This is a genomic window from Phytoactinopolyspora limicola (assembly GCF_011320225.1).
In the GTDB taxonomy this organism is placed as follows: Bacteria; Actinomycetota; Actinomycetes; order Jiangellales; family Jiangellaceae; genus Phytoactinopolyspora; species Phytoactinopolyspora limicola.
On record NZ_JAAOEN010000008.1, the window covers coordinates 214,610 to 232,770 of the forward strand.

At 68.1% G+C, this 18,161-nt stretch carries 18 protein-coding genes; 5 read left to right on the plus strand and 13 right to left on the minus strand.

The annotated features are described in order from the left end of the window. The 9 genes from G8760_RS19225 to G8760_RS19265 all read right to left on the minus strand — a co-directional run bounded on the left by G8760_RS19225 (position 1) and on the right by G8760_RS19265 (position 9,043). Complete coding sequence (locus G8760_RS19225) at positions 1-726, minus strand: enoyl-CoA hydratase/isomerase family protein (protein WP_166354111.1); 726 nt, start codon at positions 724-726, stop codon at positions 1-3. Further along, the gene (locus tag G8760_RS19230; RefSeq protein WP_166354113.1) at positions 723-1,913 is read right to left on the minus strand and encodes a CaiB/BaiF CoA transferase family protein; all 1,191 of its coding nucleotides are present in this window, start codon (positions 1,911-1,913) and stop codon (positions 723-725) included. Before G8760_RS19230 ends, G8760_RS19225 begins: the two co-directional genes overlap by 4 nt. Then, positions 1,910-4,249 carry a xanthine dehydrogenase family protein molybdopterin-binding subunit gene (locus G8760_RS19235; protein ID WP_166354115.1) on the minus strand — a complete coding sequence of 780 codons (2,340 nt, stop codon included), beginning with the start codon at positions 4,247-4,249 and terminating at the stop codon, positions 1,910-1,912. The genes G8760_RS19230 and G8760_RS19235 overlap by 4 nt, the downstream gene beginning before the upstream one ends. Next, entirely contained in the window at positions 4,246-4,761 is a 516-nt protein-coding gene (locus tag G8760_RS19240) for a (2Fe-2S)-binding protein (protein WP_166354117.1), read from the minus strand. The genes G8760_RS19235 and G8760_RS19240 overlap by 4 nt, the downstream gene beginning before the upstream one ends. Further along, complete coding sequence (locus G8760_RS19245) at positions 4,761-5,654, minus strand: FAD binding domain-containing protein (protein WP_166354119.1); 894 nt, start codon at positions 5,652-5,654, stop codon at positions 4,761-4,763. Before G8760_RS19245 ends, G8760_RS19240 begins: the two co-directional genes overlap by 1 nt. Then, positions 5,651-6,814 carry a thiolase family protein gene (locus G8760_RS19250; protein ID WP_166354121.1) on the minus strand — a complete coding sequence of 388 codons (1,164 nt, stop codon included), beginning with the start codon at positions 6,812-6,814 and terminating at the stop codon, positions 5,651-5,653. The genes G8760_RS19245 and G8760_RS19250 overlap by 4 nt, the downstream gene beginning before the upstream one ends. Next, a complete protein-coding gene (locus G8760_RS19255; protein ID WP_166354123.1) occupies positions 6,807-7,256 on the minus strand; it encodes a Zn-ribbon domain-containing OB-fold protein in 450 nt (149 codons plus the stop codon). Before G8760_RS19255 ends, G8760_RS19250 begins: the two co-directional genes overlap by 8 nt. Then, positions 7,253-8,146, minus strand: a complete 894-nt coding sequence (locus tag G8760_RS19260; RefSeq protein ID WP_166354125.1) for an SRPBCC family protein — start codon at positions 8,144-8,146, stop codon at positions 7,253-7,255. Before G8760_RS19260 ends, G8760_RS19255 begins: the two co-directional genes overlap by 4 nt. An 81-nt stretch (positions 8,147-8,227) precedes the next feature. Next, a complete protein-coding gene (locus G8760_RS19265) occupies positions 8,228-9,043 on the minus strand; it encodes an IclR family transcriptional regulator (protein WP_166354127.1) in 816 nt (271 codons plus the stop codon). A gap of 129 nt (positions 9,044-9,172) precedes the next feature. On the opposite strand from G8760_RS19265, the gene G8760_RS19270 reads away from it, so the two are divergent. From G8760_RS19270 to G8760_RS19290, 5 genes are all read left to right on the plus strand, one after another. Next, a complete protein-coding gene (locus G8760_RS19270) occupies positions 9,173-10,189 on the plus strand; it encodes a zinc-dependent alcohol dehydrogenase (protein WP_166354129.1) in 1,017 nt (338 codons plus the stop codon). Positions 10,190-10,209: 20 nt separating this feature from the next. Beyond that, on the plus strand, positions 10,210-11,691 hold the full coding sequence (locus G8760_RS19275) for an aldehyde dehydrogenase (protein WP_166354131.1): 1,482 nt from the start codon (positions 10,210-10,212) through the stop codon (positions 11,689-11,691). Between the two features lie 61 nt (positions 11,692-11,752). Further along, positions 11,753-12,016 (plus strand): hypothetical protein, encoded by a 264-nt coding sequence (locus tag G8760_RS19280; RefSeq protein ID WP_166354133.1) that lies wholly within the window; start codon positions 11,753-11,755, stop codon positions 12,014-12,016. A 66-nt stretch (positions 12,017-12,082) separates the two neighbouring features. Further along, positions 12,083-13,570 (plus strand): sodium:solute symporter family protein, encoded by a 1,488-nt coding sequence (locus tag G8760_RS19285; RefSeq protein WP_166354135.1) that lies wholly within the window; start codon positions 12,083-12,085, stop codon positions 13,568-13,570. Positions 13,571-13,773: 203 nt separating this feature from the next. After that, positions 13,774-14,247 (plus strand): sterol carrier protein domain-containing protein, encoded by a 474-nt coding sequence (locus tag G8760_RS19290; protein WP_246222613.1) that lies wholly within the window; start codon positions 13,774-13,776, stop codon positions 14,245-14,247. Positions 14,248-14,285: 38 nt separating this feature from the next. On the opposite strand, the gene G8760_RS19295 is transcribed toward G8760_RS19290, so the two are convergent. The 4 genes from G8760_RS19295 to G8760_RS19310 form a co-directional block, all read right to left on the minus strand. Continuing rightward, positions 14,286-15,053, minus strand: coding sequence for an ABC transporter permease (locus tag G8760_RS19295; RefSeq protein ID WP_207782513.1), 768 nt, complete (start codon positions 15,051-15,053; stop codon positions 14,286-14,288). Further along, on the minus strand, positions 15,050-15,775 hold the full coding sequence (locus G8760_RS19300; RefSeq protein WP_166354137.1) for an ABC transporter ATP-binding protein: 726 nt from the start codon (positions 15,773-15,775) through the stop codon (positions 15,050-15,052). The genes G8760_RS19295 and G8760_RS19300 overlap by 4 nt, the downstream gene beginning before the upstream one ends. Further along, entirely contained in the window at positions 15,768-16,325 is a 558-nt protein-coding gene (locus G8760_RS19305) for a TetR/AcrR family transcriptional regulator (RefSeq protein WP_166354139.1), read from the minus strand. The genes G8760_RS19300 and G8760_RS19305 overlap by 8 nt, the downstream gene beginning before the upstream one ends. 83 nt (positions 16,326-16,408) lie before the next feature. Beyond that, positions 16,409-17,920 carry a UxaA family hydrolase gene (locus G8760_RS19310; protein WP_166354141.1) on the minus strand — a complete coding sequence of 504 codons (1,512 nt, stop codon included), beginning with the start codon at positions 17,918-17,920 and terminating at the stop codon, positions 16,409-16,411. Between the last annotated feature and the right edge of the window lie 241 nt (positions 17,921-18,161).

Here is an 18,161-nt window from a genome sequence, read left to right on the forward strand (position 1 = left end):
CTACTCCGGATCGCCAGACGGTGACGGCTGGGCGGCCAGAACCAGCGCAAGCTCTCGGGCCGCGTACTCAGCGTCCTCAGCGGTGGTACCCGCGGTGCGCCGGGCCAGGAATGCCTTCGCCGCGGCGACCGCTGGGCGGCGGGCGGCGAGTTCACCGGTGTATCGGCGGGCCCGATCGTCCAGATCGACGTCGGCGACGACGACGGGCAGCGCCCCGCCGTGGTGTAGCTCCTGGGCGGTGATCGGCGCGCCGGTGGCCGCTAGGTGGAACGCTAGCTGATCCGGCACGACCCGGGTGACCTGTGTCAACGCGAGCAACGGGGCGAACCCGTGCTGGATTTCCGGGAGTGAGAAAACAGCATCGTCAGCGGCGATGATGGCGTCGCAGCTGCTGGCCAGCGCGAAGCCTAACCCCCTCGCGTGCCCTCGCACTGCCGCCACCACTGGGCAAGGGGCCTGGGCGATGCTGGCGTAGAGGTCGAGGATTGGTTGCAAGATCGTCTCGCGGACCAGCGCGGGCTCCCGGGGCGGTGGCCCGTCGCCCGTCGCCCGGCCCAGGCAGAAGTCCGGCCCAGCCGAGCGCACCAGCACAGCGCCAATGTCGGCCGGCAGGGTGGAGATGGCAGTGGTGAGTGCGGTGATGTCGGCGATGGTGAGGGCCTGCCCGTCGAGCACCACTTCGGCAACGGCCGAGTCCGGACCGTCCAGGCTGAATCGTTCGGTCACGACGCCTCACCTTCCCCAACGTTCCCGGTTCCTAACCAGTCCCGGAGCACCTCGGCGGCGTGTTCACCGAGCCGGGGCGGCCGAGCAGGTGCGGCCTCCCGCCCGCCGTCGGTGAACTTCACCGGGTTGCCGAGCAGCTGGAGGGCCGGTAGGTCACCATCGGCGGGAAGGTCGACCACCATGTCGCGGTGTCGAACGTGCGGGTCGGCCAGTGCTTCGGGCACCGTGTGGACCGGGGCGGCTGGGACCGCCGCGGCGTGGAGGCGGTCCAGCCACTCGGCGGCCGGTCGGGTGGTGAAGCTCTTCTCGAGGAGCGGTTCAAGCTCGGCTCGGTGGGCCTGCCGTCCGGCGGCATCGGCGAAGCGGGGATCGTCGAGGAGTTCGGCGCGGTCCAGCACCCCGCACAACGCTCGCCACATACCGTCGGTGTTGGCGGTGACCACCAGATCGACGCCGTCGGCGGCGGTAAACGCCCGGTACGTGGGAATCGAGTCGTGTCCACGGCCTTGCCGTCCCGGGGTGACGCCGGCCAGGAGGTGATAGGCCCCCTGATAGGACAGCATCGAGATCTGGCAGTCCAGCATAGAGATGTCCAGGGCTCGGCCGACACCGGTCTGCGCGCGCTGATGCAGGGCGGCACCGATCCCGATCACCGCGTACATGCCGGCCGCGAGGTCACCGAGTGGAATCCCGGACCGCACCGGCGGACCATCGGGTAGCCCGGTCAGGCTCATCCCACCGGACATGGCCTGCACGATCATGTCGTAGGCGGGCCGGTCGCGGTATGGACCGTCTTGGCCGAACCCGCTGATGGAACACCACACCACGCCGGGGTTGTGGGGGCGTAGCTCGTGGTAAGTCAACCCCAGCCGGGCAAGCACACCCGGGCGGTAGTTCTCGATGACCACATCCGCGACCCGCGCCAGCTCACCCAGCAACTGAACCCCGTCCGGGGTCTTGAGGTTGGCCACAACACTACGTTTGTTGCGGTTCACCCCCAGGTAGTAGGCGCTGTCCCGGTCGACGAAATGTGGCGGGATGGCCCGGCTGGAGTCGCCGGCGGGTGGTTCGACTTTGACGACGTCGGCGCCGAGGTCGGCCAGGATCTGGGTGGCGTACGGGCCGGACAGGAAGGTGGTGAGGTCGAGGACCCGCACCCCGGTTAAGGGTGGTGGAGGTGCCGTCATGCGGACACCTCCGCCGGTGCCGCGGTGTGCAGGATGTGGTGTATTTCGGCGGGGGTCACCGGATGGTGGTTGATCCGCACACCGGTCTCGGCCACCGCGTTCTCGATCGCGGCGATGACCGCGGCGGCCGCCGGGATGGTGCCGCCTTCGCCGGCCCCCTTGATGCCGAGCGGGTTGAGGTCGGTGGGGGACTCCAGATGGACGACGTCGGCGACGGGGACGTCGGCCGCCTCCGGCAACAGGTAGTCGGCGAACGTGGTGGTGGTTGGCTGCGCACTGGTGTCGTAGCGCATGACCTCGAGTAGTGCGTTGCCGACGCCGTGCGCCAGCCCGCCCTGCACCTGTCCGTCCACCACCATCGGGTTGATCACCTTGCCGCAGTCATGGACGACGACGTAGTGGATGATGTCTACCGCGCCGGTCTCCGGGTCGATCTCAATCTCGGCGACGTGGAAGCCGTGGGCGTAGGTGGAACGCTTCGGGCTGAAGTAGGAGTCGGCCATCAGCCCTGGTGCGGTCCCACCGGGCATGGAGAATCCCGGCATCCCTTGGGCAATCCGGGCGAGTTCGCCGAAGGTCCGGCCCGAGCCGGGGACCCCGGCTACCTGGACCTCGCCGTCGGCCAGCTCCACATCCTTCGCGTCCACCTCCAGCACCGCGGCGGCCAGGTCGACGATCTTCTGTCGGACCTCGCGGGCCGCGACATGGACCGACGAGCCGGCGTTCACCGCGATCCGACTGGCGAACGTGCCGATACCGATCGGCATCGTCGCGGTGTCACCGGTCACCACCGAGACCTGGTCGATGTCGACGCCGAGCTGGTCGGCGGCGAGCTGGGCGAGGACGGTCTGGTGGGACTGACCCTGTGGTGCCGCGCTGGTCTGGACGACGATCCGGCCGTCCTGCTGAACCCGGACCGCCGCCCCTTCAAACGGCCCGAGTCCGGTGCCCTCCACGTAGAACGCCATGCCGATACCCAGCAGCCGCCCTTCGGCGCGGCCGGCCCGCTGCCGTTCGGCGAACGACGTGTACTCGGCCCGTTCGAGCCCGGCCTCGAGGGTGGCGGGGTAGTCGCCGCTGTCGTAGATCACGGGGCTGCCGTCGCGGTAGGTCAACCCGACCTCATAAGGCATCTGGTCGGCCGGGATGAGGTTCCGTCGCCGGATGTCGGCGCGATCGAGCCCGATCTGGTCGGCGGCCTGATCCAGCAGCCGCTCGATGGCGAACACGGCCTGCGGGCGGCCGGCTCCACGCACCGGAGTGGTGGGTACGGTGTTGGTCAGGACGCAGGTGACGTGGAGTTGGTAGGCGGGTAGCACGTAGGGGCCCGGGGTCGTGGTGGCCGAGATGTACGGCATGATCACTCCCCACGGCAGGTAGGCGCCGGAGTCGTGGGCCATCGTCCCGCGTAGGCCGCGAAGAGTCCCATCGCCGTTGAGGGCCATCTCCACGGTCCAGATCTGATCGCGCTCCTGGGTGGTGCAGAGGAAATGTTCGCGCCGGTCTTCGATCCACTTCACCGGCCGGCCGAGCGCCCGGGCCAGCGCGGGGACGATGATGTCCTCCGGGTACACGATGGCTTTGGGGCCGAAGCCACCGCCGACGTCGGGTGGGGCGATGACGCGGACCTGATCGCCGCTGAGCCCGAGCACGTCCATGATGCTCCGTTTGACCAGATGCGGAGCCTGGGTGCCGGAACGGACGGTGAGGTTGTGCCCGTCCGCGTCGGGTTGCGCCAGAACCCCACGGCATTCCATCGCGTGCCCACCACCGCGATGCGGTTTCAGGGTCGCCTGGACGACGTGGGCGGCTTCGGCGAAGGCTGTGTCGACATCTCCGTAGCCCACGGTGAGCTGGGCGGCGACGTTGTCGGCGTCATCGGCATGGCTGGGGTGGCCGCCGTTGAGGGCGGATTCGATGTCCGAGACCGGCGGCAGGTCGTCGTACTCAACGGCCACCAGGGCGGCCGCGTCCTCAGCCACGTAGGAGTTCTCGGCGACGACGACGGCCACCGCCTCGCCGGCGAAACACACCTCGCCGTCAGCCAGGGGAGCCTGGGTGTGCGGTTTGGTGATGGCGGCATTGGGCACGTGCAACGGGAGCCGGGCACCCTTCGGCAGGCCCGGTAGGTCATCGTGGGTGTACACGGCGAGAACACCCGGCACCGCGCGGGCAGCGGACAGGTCGACGGACCGGATCCGGGCGTGCGCCAGCGGCGAGCGGGTGAAGGCGGCATGGACGGTGCCGGGTGGTTGGTGATCGGCGATGAACCTGCCGTGGCCGGTGAGCAGGGCCGGATCTTCGCGTCGTTGTACCCGGTTGCCGAAGTAACTCATGACCCGTTGCCTCCGGAGGTGGGGGATTGGTCGTGGTGCTCGACGCCGTCCCGCGCTGTCTGCAACGTGGCCGCGACGACGGCTGCGTACCCCGTGCATCGGCAGAGGTTCCCGCTGAGTGCCTCGGTGACGTCGTTCGCCGTCGGGTTGGTGTGCTCGTCGAGGAAAGACTGCATACTCATGAGAACGCCTGGTGTGCAGAAGCCACACTGCAGGGCGTGGTTCTCCCGAAACGCCTGCTGCAACGGGGAGAGCGCGTCGCCATCGCTGAGCCCTTCGACGGTGCGCACCGCACTGCCGTCCACCTGGACGGCGAGCATGAGGCAGCCGCGGACCGCCGCACCGTCGACGTGCACCGTACACGCGCCACACACTCCGTGTTCACAGCCTAGGTGGGTGCCGGTCAAGGTGAGCTGGTCCCGCAGGAAGTCGGCCAGAGTCAGCCGGGTCTCCACCGTGGCGGTCACGGGTTCGCCGTTGACGGTGCAGTCGATCTGTCGAGTGGTGGCCATCAGTTCACCTCCGGGGTGGTCGGCTGGGTAGCCCTCCGTAGGGCCCGGCGCAGCCCTCGGCGGACCAGAGTCTCGGCCAGGGCCAGCCGGTACTCGGCGGGCGCGGCGTCGTCTCCGACGGCGGAGAGGTTCCGGGCCAGCGCCGCGGCCGAGCGGAGTGCGTCGTCATCGGCAACTCCGCCGTTGAGTAGCTCCTCGGCCTTGGTGAGCCGGATTGGTGCCGGGCCCAGCCCTACCAGCGACACCCGACAGCGGCGGATGGACCGGTGGGTGGTGTCGAGCTCCAGCAGAACCGCTGCTGCCACCAGTGCGAAGTCCCCGTGCCGCCGGGCGAACTCCTCGAAGGCGTAACCGTGGCCGTCCGGCCACAGCGGGACGTCGATGGCGACCAGCAACTCGTCGGAGGTGAGGTCGGTGGTCAGGTGTCCGCGAGGGAAGTCGGCCATCGGGATAGCCCGGACCGCCCGGGTCGATGCCGCATACAGGGTGGCCTCGGCCGCTGAAGCCACGGCGACGAGTTCGGCCGACGCATCGAGGTGGGCCAGGCTGCCCCCGACGGTGCCCCGGTTGCGGGTCTGGAAATGCCCGATGTGGCTGATGGCCTCGGGCAGCAGCGGGTACCGCCGGGCGAGGTCGGGATCCTTCTCTATGGTCCGCTGCCGGGTGGCCGCCCCGATGCGCACCACCTGTTCGGGTTCGTACCAGCCGATCCCGGCCAGGCCGTCGACCCGGTTGATGTCCACCAGGTGACCAGGCTGGGCCAGCCGCATGTTGAGCATCGGCATGAGGGACTGTCCGCCGGCGATCACCTTGGCGTCGTCCAGCTCGGACAGCAAATGGAGGGTGTCCTCCACGGTGCGTGGATCGTGGTAGTGGAAGGGTGGGGGTTTCATCCGCGAGCCACCTGCTTGCGGGGCGCCTCCAGGATATGGACGGCACACGCACCGTGATCGACCCCGGACAGGCCGCCGCCGGTGGCATGAATCAACCCCAGTCGGGCGCCGTCCACCTGCCGCTGCTCGGCTTGGTCGCGCAGCTGCCAGACGATCTCCACGGCTTGGGCCGCTCCGGTGGCGCCGATGGGATGGCCCTTGGCCAGCAGTCCGCCGCTGGGGTTCACCACTGTGGAGCCGCCGAACGTGGTGGCGCCACTGTGCAACAACGCAGCGGCCCGGCCGCGTTCAGCCAGCCCTAGGGCCTCGTAGTAGAGGAGCTCGGCGATGGTGAAGGCGTCGTGGAGTTCGATGACGTCGATGTCGTCGGGTCCGATCCCGGCCTGTTCGTATGCTTCCTGTGCGCTGTGCACAGTGATGTCCGGGCTGGTCATGTCGCGGAACCCGGTGCGGAATTCGCCGGAATGCAACACCGACGCACGGATCCGCACGGCGGGTGCCTCGAAGGTGGGAGCGCGTTCGGCCGCGGTGACCACCAGCGCGGCCGCGCCGTCGCCGCTCGGGCAGCATTGGAAGAGGGTGAGCGGCGTTGCGATCGGGCGGGACGCGAGGACGTCGTCGACGGTGGTTTCGGTGCGGAGGTAGGCGTAGGGGTTGCGGGCGCCGTGGCGGCGCGCCTTCACCGCGACGGCCGCGAGGTCAGTGGGGGATAGGCCGTACTCGGACAGGTAACGACGGGCCCGCATGGCGTAGATGGCGGGCATCATCTGACCGTTGGCGACCTCATGATCGGCGTCGTCCAGTGGGAGTGGGCCGCCACCCAGGGCGGTCAGTTTCTCCACACCGAGAACCACGACGGTGTTGTGGAGCCCGGAGCCGACCGCGACGTACGCCTCGCGTAGTGCGGCCGCACTCGACGAGCAGGCGTTCTCGATGTTGACCACGGGAATGCCGCCGAGGCCGAGGTCACGGACGGCACGCTGGCCGACGAGCATGCCACCGGTGACGTTACCCGAGTACACGGCGTCAATCTGCGACCGCTCCGCGCCGGCATCCTTCAGGGCGCCGAGGACCGCCTCAGCACCAAGTGCGCCGACGCTGCGGTCGAGGTGTTTGCCGAACGGTGTCATGTCGGCGCCGACGATCACGACGTCACGCATCGGCGACCTCCTTGTTTGGGGCGGATGGCCAGGACGGTGTCCAGATAGCGCGGTAGCCGGAACCGTCGGGGTGTAAGGAGAGCCGCACCGGCATGTCGGTGCGTAGGTGGGTGTCGTCGTCCGCGGCCACGTGCGCGAACAGGCGGGTGCCGTCGGGCAGGTCGACGTATCCGACGGTGTAAGGCAGCCGCCGTCCGCGCGGACCAGCGTGAATCATGGCGTAGCTGTACAGCTTTCCCTCGGCGGCCAGCGGCCGCGCGGCCAGCGGGCCGAGGCAGCTGGGGCACCGCGGTGGCGCCGGGTAGGCGCTGAGCTGGCAATGCTCACAGTGGCCGCCGAGCAGCCGGCCACTGTCGGAATCGACGTGTTCGCTGGGGATGTGCACCCCCGGTTCCAGCTCCGTGGCCGGTGCAGCGCTGTGAGTGGTCGAGGGAGAAGTCACGATCCTGCCTTTCGGTGACGGCGGGTGACCCGGCGCAGCCCGTTGGTGATCCGTTCGCCGAGCCGCCGGATCCGGCGGCGGGCCAGCGCCCGGGCCAGCCGGAACGCGGACAGTGTGGGGGCCGGAGCGGAAGCCCGCGCCGAGCCGGTCCGCTGCGTCGGAGGTGATGGTGTGGGTGATGCCGTTGCGGCGGCGGGCGGGGGCCACGGTGGCGCCGGCGGGCTGGCCAGGCCGGGATCGCCGGCGGCCGGTGACGTTGTTGATGGTGTGGGGGTGGGGATATAGGCCCACAAGCCGGTTGCCTGATCCAGGGTGGTTGGTCGCGCCTGAGGTGTCGGCGCGGGCGCGGTGCTCGCGGCGGCCGCGGCGAGCTCCGGCTGGGTGGTGGTGTCGCCGGGGTCGGCAGGGCTGCCGAGGTCTCCGGTGACCGACGGGGATCCGTGCAGGATCTCCTGCTTCAGCTCACCGACGAACTGCTCGATGAGGAGGTCGGAGACGTCCTCCAGGATGCCGCCACGGCGGCCGAACTGGGCTACCGGACCGGAGAGTTCTAGGTCGGCCTCGACGTCGACCTGGGTGCCGGCACCCGCGGCGGTCATCTGCACGGCGATGGTGGTGCGGACGGTGCCCCGGCCCTGCCGCTCGCTGCCGGAGGCCGTGACCCGGAGCCGCCCGTCGGCCCGGTTCACCTGGTCGAAGTGGGCTCGCCCCTGGAACGACAGCGCTGCGGGACCAAGTTTGACGCTCACCGTGCCGTGGTGCACGCCGTCGGCATCGATGTCGCGCAGGTCAGCACCAGGCAGGCACCGGGCGACCCGGGACAGATCGGTGAGTGCCGGCCACACGTCCGCCGGTGGGGCATCCACCTGGAAGTTCTTGGCGATCTCCATCGCGCATGCCCTTCTGTTCGGTTAAACGAAACAGTCATTCGGTTCAACGGAATGGTTTATATCCGTGGCCGGCGCCGCTCGTCAAGGTGTGTGCTCCGGTGTGGTGCCGCCGACGCGGGTGGTGGCGGTCGCCGCAGCGGTGACGACCTGGGTGGCGAGGGTTGCCTCCTGGGTGGGGTCGAACCGTCCGTCGGGCATGGTGATACCGATGTCGCCGACGACGCCACCGTGGGGGCCGAAGACCGGCGCGGCGATGGCCAGTGCGCCGGGGATCCGCTGCCCGCGCGACATCGCGTAGCCATGCTTGCGGACTTCGGCGAGGGAGGCGTCGAGCTGCTGCGGATCGGTGATGGTGGCGTCGGTGATCGGTTCGAGCCGGTCCGCACTGGTGATCTCGGCGCGGACGGCCGGGGGGAGGTGGGCCAGGATCGCATGGCCGCTCGCTCCGGCGTGCAGTGGCATCCACCGATTGAGTTCGACGACGTAGCGCAGTGGGTGGCGAGACTCCACGCAGGTGGCGAACATCATCTGGTGATGGAGGTCGTCGTATACGCCGAGAAAGGCCGTCTCACCCGACGCGCGGGCCAGGTCTCGAAGTGGCTCGCGGGCGGCCTGGCGTAGCGGGAACCGGGCGGTGGCCGCCCAGGCAAGTCGGTAGAACTCGTGGCCGACCTGGTAGTTGGCATCCGCGGTGCGGGCGATGAGGCCGAGCTTCTCCAGGTCGTTGAGGAGTCGATGGGCGGTGCTGGCGCTCACCGAGAGGCGGCTGGCCAGTTGCCGGACGCCGAACGACTCGTCGTCGGACTCCACCATGATGCTCAGTATTTGGAATGCCCGGGCGAGCGGATCGCGTGGCCGGGGAGCGGGGGTGCGGTCAGGTCCGGGAGTGGTGTCCATCGGGGATCCGGATCCTCCTCGTGTCTTGACGGGGGTGGCGGCCGGGGCTACAGTCAGCGTCACGTTTCGTTCAAACGAACGCTGTTCCGCTTAAGAGAACATACCACGAACCATTCGCCGGGAGGCGCTATGCGGGTATGCCAGATCACCGGGCCGCGGCAGGTAGAAATCGTCGACCGGCCAGACCCGGAGCCGCGAGCTGGCCATGTAGTTATCGCCGTCCGGTCGGCCAGCCTGTGCGGCACCGACGTCCACCAGTACGACGCCCGGCTACCAGTTGAGTATCCACGGATCCCGGGCCACGACTGCAGCGGTATCGTCTCCGCCGTGGCGCCGGACGTGGCGACCGTAGACGTCGGCGATCGGGTGGCGGTGAAACCGTCCTTTCCGTGCTTGGACTGCCGCGCCTGTACACACGCACAGTTCAGCGATTGCGCCAACAAGCGGCTGATCGGGCTCTGGTCCGACGGCTGTCTGGCCGAGTCCCTGCTGGTGCCCGCGTCCAACGTTGCTGTCCTGCCAGCGTCCGTGGGCTTCGACGCGGCGGCCAACCTCGAGCCATTCACCGTCGCCATCAACACTCAGCGCCGGCTCGGGCTAGCCATGGGGGAGTGGGTGGTCATCCTCGGCCAAGGGCCGATCGGGCTCGGGCAGACCCGGATCGCCGTCCTCGCCGGGGCCCGGGTGGTGGCCGTCGACCCACGTCCAGAGGCCCGCGACCTCGCCCGCGCCTATGGCGCCGAAGTGACGGTGGATCCCGACGCCGACGACGTCACTACTGCTGTCCACGCGCTGACCAATGGCGACGGCGCGGCCGCGGTGATCGAGACCGCCGGCGTCGCCGCGACCGTCGAGCTGATGCCGTCGCTGGTGCGGAAGTATGGCCAGCTGGCCAACGTGGGAATCGCCGCCGGTATCGGTTCACTCGACGTGGCCACCGTCGTCGCCCGTGGCTTAACCGTGCATGGCATCGGTGGCAACGGCGGCAAAGGACAATATGAAGCCGCCATCGCCCTGATCGAGGCCGCCCGGATCGATCCGGCCGCGCTGGTCACCCACACGTTTGGGTTGGCCGACGCGGCACAGGCGTTCTCGTTGGCCCATAACAAGACCGAACCTGTCATCAAGGTTGTGCTTCACCCGTGAGCCCCACCCAGGGAGGAACCGTGCCCACCTCGACCGATGTCCGGTCCTACCACTGTTTTATCGACGGAACGTGGCGGCCGGCCGCTGACGGCGCCACCCGGGACAGCTACAACCCCTACACCGGACAGCGGTGGGCCACCGTCGCCGAATGTACGGCGGGAGACGCCGCCGCCGCGGTGCACGCCGCCCGAGCGGCCTTCGACGGCCCGTGGCGCCAGACCACCGCCCAGGAGCGAGCGCGGCTGCTGCGTAGGTTGGGTGACCTGGTGGAGCGAGATGCCGAGCGGTTGGCCGTCGTCGAGACCACCGACAACGGCAAGTTGCTCAAAGAGATGCGTGCGCAGGCCAGCTACACCGCCGAGTGGTTCCGCTACTACGCGAGTGCCATCGAGACACTGGAAGGTTCGGTCGTTCCCGCCGACCGGCCGAACTTCCTCGTCTACACCAGTCGGGAGCCGGTCGGAGTGGTGGCGGCGATCACGCCGTGGAACAGTCCGCTGCTGCTGCTCGCCTGGAAGGTGGCGCCGGCACTGGCAGCCGGGTGCACGGTGGTGGCGAAACCGTCGGAGTACACCCCAGCGTCGACGCTCGAGCTGGCTCGGCTGATTGAGGAGGCCGGTTTCCCGAAAGGGGTGTTCAACGTCGTCACGGGGGGTGCCGAGGTTGGTGCCGCCCTGGTGGAGCATCCGGACGTGGACAAGGTCGCGTTCACCGGAGCCACCGACACCGGAGCCCGGATCGGTGCTACCGCTATGGCGAACCACGCCCGTGTCACGCTGGAGTTGGGTGGCAAGTCGCCCAACGTCGTCTTCGCCGACGCCGACCTGGACGCCGCGGTGAACGGGGTACTCGCTGGGATCTTCGCCGCGTCCGGCCAATCCTGTATGGCCGGGTCGCGGCTGCTGGTAGCCGACACCATCCACGACGAACTCGTCGCCCGGGTGGCGGACCGGGTCGGCCAGCTCACCCTCGGCGACCCGATGGATCCGGGCACCCACATCGGCCCGGTGGCCAACGAGATGCAACGGGACAAGATCCGTGGTTTCATCTCGCGGGCACGAGCAGCCGGGGCCACCCTCGTTCATGGCGGCGACGAGCCCGCACCGGCCGGGCCACTCTTCGTCCGGCCCACCATTCTGACCGGCGTGAAGAACCACGACGAGATCGTCCGCGACGAGGTGTTCGGCCCGGTACTGGCGGTCCTGCCGTTCGCCGACGAGGGTGAAGCGGTCGCCCTGGCCAATGACACCCGATTCGGATTGGCCGCCGCCGTATGGACCCGTGACGTCCACCGGGCGCACCGGGTAGCCCGCCAGATCCGCGCCGGGACGGTGTGGATCAACGCCTACCGCGTCGTCTCCTTCAACACACCCTTCGGTGGATTCGGGCACAGCGGCCAAGGACGCGAGAACGGCCGGGAAGCCCTGCACGAGTACACCGAGACGAAATCCGTCTGGGTCGAGCTCAGCGGCGACACCCGGGATCCCTTCACCATCGGCTGACTGTGTTGATGCACCGTCGCACGAGCCTGCCCACGAACAGGCCCTCAATGAGGAGGCAGTAGTGCTAGACCGATCATCGCGTAGTCCGGAACTGTCCGCTGGCGAGGCGGGGCGGCGGTTCCGCCGTCGAGCCGTACTCGCCAGCATGATCGCGGTCATGATGTTGGCGCTGCCCTGGATCGCCGTGGTGGCGACGGGCCCCGTGGCCGAGACCGTCATTGGAGCCATACCGCTCCAACTAGCCTGCTTCATCGCCTATGGCGTGATCTCCGCAGGTGCCCTGTGGGCGATCTTCGCGCTGCTGTGGCCCGCGACTGACCAGTAGTTCTTGCCGACCCCACGTCACCTGCTCTCTTCCCCTGTCTAGATTCCTGCCACCGGAGGTCCCCTCATGTCGCAAACCGGGATGGTGCTGACGGGATCCATCGTCTTCATCGCCTTGATGGTGTTTCTGGGCCGCGCCGCAGCAGCCCGCTCCGGCAGTGGTCCGGAGGAGTACTTCCTCGCCGGGCGAGGACTACGCCGTTGGGTGCTCTTCGCCTCGATCTTCGGCACGAACGTCTCCGCACTCGTCATGCTCGGAGTGGCGGGTTCGAGTTACCACCGCGGCATCAGCTTCGGCCTGATGTTTCTCGGGGCCATCATGTTCACGATGCCGCTGTCCTTCTACTTCGGCTATCGCTGCTGGCTGGTGGCCAAGAAGTTTGGCATCGTCTCACCGGTCGAGTTCTACCGGGAGCGGTTTCAGAGTGACGGGCTGGCCATCATCCTGTTCCTCGGCTTCGTCACCTGGACGATCCCGTTGATCCTGACCGGGGTCATCGGCGGTGGCCGGGCCCTGGAGAACTTCACCAACGGCACGGTGCCCTACTGGGTCGGTGGTTTGGCGGTCGCCGTCGTCGTCGGCTATTACACCTGGGCCGGCGGCATGCGAGGTACGGCCTGGACCAACACCGCACAAACCGCCTTCTTCATGGCCTTCCTGGTGCTGGCGGTGATCCTGCTGCCCGTCGTGCTCGGCGGGATCGGCGAGCTCGGCTCGGGCCTGCGGGAGCGGCCCGATCTCATCGTGCGGTCATGGTCGGCGCCAACCGATGTGGGCGGAACCATCAGCGGCTTCCTCGGCTTTGCCCTGATGACCTTTGGGCTGCCCTACGTGTGGATCCGGATGGTCAGCGCCCAATCCGGACGTGACCTGCGCTTCTCCGGCGTCGCCTACCCGCTGGCGATGATCCTCACCTGGATACCCGCCATCTTGCTCGGAGTCTGGGGCGCCACCCTCATCCCCGGCCTGGAAGGCCCGGCGGCCGATTCGATCATCTTCATGCTGACCGCACAATACCTGCCGGTCTGGCTCAGCGCGTTCGGCTTGGTCGCGCTGCTGGCGATCGTCATGTCGTCGATGGACGCGCAGATCCTCACCTTGAGCAACATGCTCAGCCGCGACGTCGTCGCCCGATACTGGCGGACGAACGAACAGAAGCAGGTCACTTACGCGCGGGTATTCGTCCTGGTGATGCTGGCCATCACCTATGCCGTGTCGCTGCTTGATCTACCGGGTGTCTTCGACGTGGCGTCGTTCGCGGTCTCTGGCTTCGCCGGCTTCTACCCGGTGCTCGTCGGGGCGATCTTCTGGCGTCGGGCCACCAAATGGGGTGCGATCGCCAGTGCGCTGAGTGCACAAGCCGTCGTCGTAGCCGGTTTCCTCAACTGGTACCCGACGGTGGCCGGCTTGCAGCCCGTCGTGTGGGGCGTGCTGACCGGAGCCGTGGTGTTCGTCGTCGTCAGCCTCCTCACACCCAAACAGGATGAGGCCGCGGCGCGGTTCCACGACATCTGGTCGGCGATGAACCGCCGCACGGTGACCCGCCCCCGCTGACCTCATGATCATGAACACTTTGCCGGGCTATCGCCCGGTAAAGTGTTCATGATCATGGGAGAGGCGGTGGGCGGCGGGTTCGTTGTTCCACTCTTTGCGCGAGCTAAGCCGGGACGCGAGCTCCATCGGAACGACACGTGGCCAGCGGTCCACGACGCGGCGCGTCGAGACCGGGTAGGGGAGTTGTCGCCGCGCACCGGCCAGTGGGCGAGCCTGTCCGACGACGCGGATGGCACGGACGGGCCACTGCGCTGCAGTCCACCACCATCGAGGCCTACCGCGCCCTCTGGCAGCTGCTATTCGACTTCGACCTGACCAAACGGATCGTGGCGGTGGCCCGTCCGGCGGACGAGCCCCTTCGCTGGATGCTCCGTAATCCCCCCGCCCTGCGCGTCACCCGGCAATCCGACAACCTGTGGGTCCGGCTCCTCGACGTGCCAACCGCGCTCGAAGCCCGGACGTACGACGTCGCCGGCTCCGTCACCTGCACCCCGACGAATGCCAGCCCGGACCTCACACTGGATGTTCCGGCCCTCGGCTCCCTCTACCTCGGCGGGGCGTCGGCCGCGCTACTCGCATCGGCGGGGCGCATTCACCCACACCGCGCGGACGCCGTAGCCACCCTGTCGCGGCTGTTCCGTGTGGACCCGGAGCCGTTCAACTCATTTGCCTTCTAGTCGGGGTTGGGGCGCTTGTCCGTGGAGTTGGGGTTGGGCTATCGGTCGAGTTGCAGCCGTCGCCACGAGATGCAGGTCAGCGCGGCGAACGTGATCGGGACGATCGCGACCATGGCGAGTTGTCCGGCGTGGACGGTGCCAGGCTCGAGTGCCCACACGGCTGGCGCGGACAGTGGTATCCAGGCCGCGGCGTCGGGCGTTGCGATCGCGGTGACCTGTGCGGCGACCAGGATCATCAGGGTGACGGCGATACCGGGCAGTGGTCCGCGGCCGAGTGTCGCGGCCCAGCCGGCTGGAGCCGCCAGCATCCCGGCGAGAATCGTCAGAACCGACAGGCGGATGAGCTGCGATAACGCGTCGCTGTCGAGGGAACCCAGGTCGAGGACGAGCCCGCCGGTGAGGATGAGCATGGTCAGGGTGAGGGAGACGGCGGCGGTCCAGAGCATGTGGATGTACAACTTCGCCAGAGCGACTACGGGTCGAGACACGGGCAGGGCGAACAGCCCGGTGATCGTGCCGTCGGTGAACTCGCGGCCAAACGTCCAGCTCAGCGCTACACCGAAGGCGAGTAGTGCTCCGGCCGCGGTGATCTGAGCAGTGACACCGGTCAGCAGACTCCAGCCGGTCTCGTCGGCGAGCGGCCCAAGCTGCGCGAGAATCTGCTCGTCGCCGGCCTGGGCTGCGGCTACCAGCGCGGTGGCTAGCACGGCGATGCCGACGACAACGAGGATGGTGGTGGTGCGCAAGACCCGGGAGGCGAGGGCTTTGCGCAGTTCGACGTGGACCGCGGTTGCGATGAGGCTCACGATCGTCTCTGTTCGTCGTCGGCGCGGACCAGGTCAAAGAAGGCCCGTTCCAGGTCCGGCATGTCGGTCTCCAGGGCGCCGATGATCTGGCCGTGGTTGAGCACGGAGATGCGGCGTGCGATCCGGGCGACCTCGTCGAGGTGGTGGCTGGACACCAGCGCCCCGGCCCCATCGGCGGCGCGCCGAAGCAGCGTCTCTCGAAGCCGGATCACCCCGGCGGGGTCGAGTGCGTTGGTCGGCTCGTCCAACACGATCAGCGTGGGGTGGTGCTGGAGCGCTGCGGCCAGGCCCAGGCGCTGCCGATTGCCTTGCGAGAGCCGACGCGCGGTGACAGCGGTGTAGCGGCTGAGGTCCAGTTCCGCGATCACGGCGTCTACGGCATCACGCACGTTTGAAGGCTCAAGGCCGTTCAGGCGGGCGGCGAGGGCGAGGTTGGTGCGGGTGTTCAGCTCGGGGTAGGCGAACGGGTGCTCTATCAGATGCCCAACCCGACGCCAGGCGTCGTTCGACAGCCGGGCGAGGGGCACTCCGTCGATCTCCACGCTTCCGCCGGTGAGCCGGAGCATTCCGAGGATCGCGCGCATCAGTGTCGTTTTGCCTGCTCCGTTGAGGCCGACCAGCGCGTGCACCTCACCGGCAGCGACGGTTAGATCGAGGCCGAATAGACCCGCGTCCGGTCCGAAGACCCGCAACGCCCCTTGCACGTTCAGCCGGTCAGCCATCGTCGCCTTCCAGGGTGCGCAACGCGCCGTCGATCGCCGCAGGCAGAGTCAGCCTTTCGTCGCGGGCCCACTCGAACAGGGCGGCGGTCAGCGCCGCCAGCACCGCGGCCGCCGCGGCCCGGGCAACCAGTGCAGGCGCGCCGTCGGCGATGAGCTGGTCACCGATCCGAGCTTCAGTGGCCGCGTTGACGCCTGCACTACTCGCGCGCAACGCCGCCGAGCCCGCGATGATCCTGACCCGGCGCCGTACCCGCTCCACATCCGCTTCAGGCAACCCGTTCAGTGCGCGGCGTACGCCACGCACGGCGCGGACCAGAGCGGGAAGGTCCGCGGGCTGTGCAGCGACGCCGTCCGCGATGGCCGGATCATACGGATCGTTGAGGACGACCAACTCTTTGCTGGAGAAATGCCGGAAGAACGTCATCTCGGTGACCTCTGCCGCCGCGGCGATCTGTGCAACCGTCGTCTGCTCGAAACCCTGAGCCTCGAACAAGTCCAACGCATGCTCGATCAATCGCGTGTGCGTGCGCTCATGTCGTGACGTCGCCATCCTCATAATGTTAGACACTAACATTATGAGTTTTCAGCTGCCGACTGTGACCTCCATCACAGCCAGTGGCGGGGTCTGAACGCTCACATCACGGCGCCGAGCTGCCAGGGGGCGAACTCCTCGTCGCCGAGGCCGAGTTCTTCACTGGCGGTCAGCTTGCCGGAGGCGGTGGCGAGGATCCGCTGGAAGATCTGCTGGCCCATCTCATCGACGCTGATGAGGCCGTCGGCGATGATGCCACAGTTGATGTCCATGTCTTCCGACATCCGGTGGTACATAGGTGTGTTGGTGGCGAGCTTGAGGCTTGGCACGGGTTTGCAGCCGTACACCGAGCCACGGCCGGTGGTGAAACAGACGACGTTGGCTCCGCCGGCCACCATCCCGGTCACCGACACCGGGTCATACCCCGGGGTGTCCATGAAGACCAGACCCTTGGTTGTGACCGGCTCGGCGTAGAGCCGCACGTCGGTCAGTGGCGACGAGCCGGACTTCGCGACCGCGCCCAGTGATTTTTCCAGGATGGTGCTGATGCCGCCGTCTTTGTTGCCGGGGGAGGGGTTGTTGTCGAGGGTGCCGCCATGTTTCGCGGTGTACTCGCGCCACCAGCTGATTCGGTCGAGCAGCCGCCGGGAGACGTCGTCGTTGATTGCACGTTCGGCGAGCAGATGTTCAGCGCCGTAGATCTCCGGGGTTTCGCCGAGGATGGCCGTGCCGCCGTGGGCGACGAGGAGATCCGCGGCCACCCCCAGAGCGGGGTTGGCGGTGATCCCGGAGTATCCGTCGGAGCCGCCGCACTCCAGACCCAGCATCAGCTCCGCGGCCGACACCGGCTGGCGTTCAACTACCATGCCGTCGAGCAGCGCCTCGATGGCCTCGACGCCGGCGCGCACGGCGGCGGCGGTTCCGCCCGCTTCCTGGATGGTGAGGCCGACCACCGGTGTGGTGGTGGGTAGGTCGAGTTCGGCGATCTGGTTCACTTCGCAGCCGAGGCCGATGACAACAAGTGCGCCGAAGTTGGGGTGGTGTGCATACCCGGACAGGGTGCGCCGGAGCAGCTGTAGACCCTCGCCGTCGTCGGCGAGTCCGCAGCCGGTCTGGTGGGTGATGGCGACGACGCCGTCGATACTCGGGTGGTCGGCGAGCCGCCCCGACGTGCGGATCCGATCCGCGACGAGTTTGGCCACGGTAGCGGAGCAGTTGACCGACGTGATGATGCCGACGTAGTTGCGGGTGGCGACTCGTCCGTCGGCCCGGACGATCCCCTGGAACGTCTGCGGTTTCACGGTTGGGAGTGGGTTCGCGACGCCACTGGTCACACCACGTTCGGGCAGGTCGGAGAAGGCCAGGTTGTGCACGTGGACGTGTTCGCCCGCAGTGATGTTTTGGGTGCTGAAGCCGATCACCTGGCCGTACTTGAGCACTGGTGCGCCGGCCGGAATGTCGATGGCGGCGACCTTGTGGCCGGCCGGAATCGGCTGCCGGCAGAGGAGGGCGGTGTTGTCGAGGGGCAACGCCGTTCCCGGCTCCAGGGCGTCGAGTGTCACCACGACGGAATCGTCTGAGCGAAGCCGTAGCAGCCGGGTTTCGGATGGCATGGACACTCCCTATGTGTATCGCCGCTCGCGAGGCGCTCGTCGGTGAGAAACCGGTTCCTCAGGTGAGTCTAAACGATCCGAGTGCGCTGGCCCAGGATGGTGCAGCGTTGCTGCAAGTTCGTGCACCCTGTGGCCGCTCGTGGTTCATCGCCAACGGTGGTGTGACCCGAATCCATGCCTGATATCAGCGTATCTTGGCCGAATATGCGCAATGAAGGCGCTTGCAGTATTGTTGCAATCA

Bases quoted from the DNA above. Each gene is read 5' to 3' on its own strand.
- G8760_RS19305 (WP_166354139.1), bottom strand. From the start codon at position 16,325: ATGGCGACGTCACGACATGAGCGCACGCACACGCGATTGATCGAGCAT.
- G8760_RS19265 (WP_166354127.1), bottom strand. From the start codon at position 9,043: ATGGACACCACTCCCGGACCTGACCGCACCCCCGCTCCCCGGCCACGC.
- G8760_RS19285 (WP_166354135.1), top strand. From the start codon at position 12,083: ATGTCGCAAACCGGGATGGTGCTGACGGGATCCATCGTCTTCATCGCC.
- G8760_RS19310 (WP_166354141.1), bottom strand. From the start codon at position 17,920: ATGCCATCCGAAACCCGGCTGCTACGGCTTCGCTCAGACGATTCCGTC.
- G8760_RS19250 (WP_166354121.1), bottom strand. From the start codon at position 6,814: ATGCGTGACGTCGTGATCGTCGGCGCCGACATGACACCGTTCGGCAAA.
- G8760_RS19240 (WP_166354117.1), bottom strand. From the start codon at position 4,761: ATGGCCACCACTCGACAGATCGACTGCACCGTCAACGGCGAACCCGTG.
- G8760_RS19270 (WP_166354129.1), top strand. From the start codon at position 9,173: ATGCGGGTATGCCAGATCACCGGGCCGCGGCAGGTAGAAATCGTCGAC.
- G8760_RS19260 (WP_166354125.1), bottom strand. From the start codon at position 8,146: ATGGAGATCGCCAAGAACTTCCAGGTGGATGCCCCACCGGCGGACGTG.
- G8760_RS19245 (WP_166354119.1), bottom strand. From the start codon at position 5,654: ATGAAACCCCCACCCTTCCACTACCACGATCCACGCACCGTGGAGGAC.
- G8760_RS19300 (WP_166354137.1), bottom strand. From the start codon at position 15,775: ATGGCTGACCGGCTGAACGTGCAAGGGGCGTTGCGGGTCTTCGGACCG.
- G8760_RS19235 (WP_166354115.1), bottom strand. From the start codon at position 4,249: ATGAGTTACTTCGGCAACCGGGTACAACGACGCGAAGATCCGGCCCTG.
- G8760_RS19230 (WP_166354113.1), bottom strand. From the start codon at position 1,913: ATGACGGCACCTCCACCACCCTTAACCGGGGTGCGGGTCCTCGACCTC.